Genomic DNA, 311 nt, shown 5'->3' with positions numbered 1-311 from the left:
ACTTGAGCAGGTCGGCCTTGCCGGTGACGCTCAGATCCGCACCCGTCGAGCTCTTCAGCGTGACGGCACCGCCGCCAACGCTCGAAGCGGTCTGGTTGAAGCTGGTGGCGAGCGTCGCAGCACCGGCAGTGATGGATGCCGTCTTGACGCCGCTGGCCAGATCGACCGCGGTCAACAGATCGCTGACGGTCGCAGCCGGAGTGCCCGCGGTCCCGAGATAGACCGTGGAGTTGCCGTTGCCGTCGGTGACGAGGTTGCCGCTGACGCCCGAGCCGGACGCAACACCAGTCGATGCCGGAGCAGAACCCGAG

1 protein-coding gene is annotated in these 311 nt (G+C 67.2%); it reads right to left on the bottom strand.

Annotated features, from left to right (window positions below; all coding sequences use genetic code 11):
• On the bottom strand, positions 1-311 hold a 311-nt coding region (locus MOV75_RS43005; RefSeq protein WP_246933143.1), incomplete at both ends, for a DUF1522 domain-containing protein.

Source organism: Bradyrhizobium sp. PRIMUS42 (assembly GCF_023006515.1).
Classification (GTDB): Bacteria; Pseudomonadota; Alphaproteobacteria; order Rhizobiales; family Xanthobacteraceae; genus Bradyrhizobium.
This window is presented reverse-complemented; position numbering and strand designations above follow the sequence as displayed.